Raw genomic sequence first — 1,210 nt, forward strand, 5'->3', positions numbered from 1 at the left:
ATTGAGGAAACCCTTCCCAAATATTGTGGGACGGTTATTTGTTGTACCCTTTTTCCAGTATAACATCCTTCATTCCGTTCATTTATTATTAAATATTGACAGCCTATTAGCTGGTATAGTTGAATAAAGGCGGACTTTAAGGTGGAATCTGCTATTATCAAAATGCTAAAAAAATCGACGATAAAGTTCTCTTCGTCGTTCGCCGCGCAGCTGAGCATATATTTGAGTGGTCGATGCTTTTTCATGCCCCAGCATGCCTTGAATAAAATCTAAAGGCGCTCCATTATCGAGGAGTTGGCACGCATATGTATGACGAAATCGATGCGGATATAGATTTACTTCAAGCTCTCCTCGGTCTGCAAGTCGTTTCAACGCCCACCTGATCGTAGGAATGGCCATCCGTCTACTCGGATGTGTATCGGTTACGAATAAGGCTTTACAGTTGTCTTCACGGCTGGCCAGATACTTCTTTAGCCACACTTTGCACTCTGTCGTGAAATAAACCTCTCTCTGCTTTGAACCCTTGCCATTAACAATTGCAGAGCAGTTTTCCCAGTTAAGATCCTCGATATTTATCTTCTCCACTTCTCCAACTCGGCAGCCCGTACTGTAGAGAAACTCAAGTAACGCCCTTTCCCTCAGTGATTGACAAGCGATCTTTAAGTGAATTATATCTTCCTCGATTAAAAACTTAGGTATTCGTTTATCCATTTTAGGTTCTCGTAGTTTTAGGGAGGGATTAGAAGTCAAGTATGTTTCTTCAAAAGCATAGCGAAAAAGGGAACGAACAAACCGAATCCGGTGTCCTAGGCTACTTGGCTTCAACCGATTAGATTGCTTCGCTAAGTACTCCTTCAGCAGAGTTAAAGTTATCTCGGCTATATCCAGGTCACTGAGTTCCTTCATCAGCATTTTGTGCTGGAGAGCGTATGCTTTCAATGTTTTCGGACTAAATCCTTGGATACGTTTATCAGTCTCATACAGTCGCCACAACTCACTTAAGATCATAACAAAACCTCCTATTAGAGCTATTAAATCTAGTTTGCTTCTAATAGAAGGTTTTAATCTTTCTGATTTGAACTAGTGTGTCCCGTTAGCCATACATGCAACGCAAGCGCCGCACCACAGATGATGAAAATATTTGTATCTGTTAATACTTCTACTATGGCTGGGAGAGGAAGGTCGATAAGCTATGGTGCCTACGAGCCCA

1 protein-coding gene is annotated in these 1,210 nt (G+C 41.8%); it reads right to left on the bottom strand.

The features are described from left to right. Nucleotides 1–165: 165 nt before the first annotated feature. Complete coding sequence (locus L1028_RS31015) at nt 166–1,008, bottom strand: tyrosine-type recombinase/integrase (RefSeq protein ID WP_234541962.1); 843 nt, start codon at nt 1,006–1,008, stop codon at nt 166–168. Nucleotides 1,009–1,210: the final 202 nt, after the last annotated feature.

The organism is Paenibacillus pseudetheri (assembly GCF_924513355.1).
GTDB classification, from domain to species: domain Bacteria; phylum Bacillota; class Bacilli; order Paenibacillales; family Paenibacillaceae; genus Paenibacillus_AQ; species Paenibacillus_AQ pseudetheri.

Coding starts and splice junctions, on each gene's coding strand:
- L1028_RS31015 (WP_234541962.1), bottom strand. CDS start 1,008: ATGATCTTAAGTGAGTTGTGGCGACTGTATGAGACTGATAAACGTATC.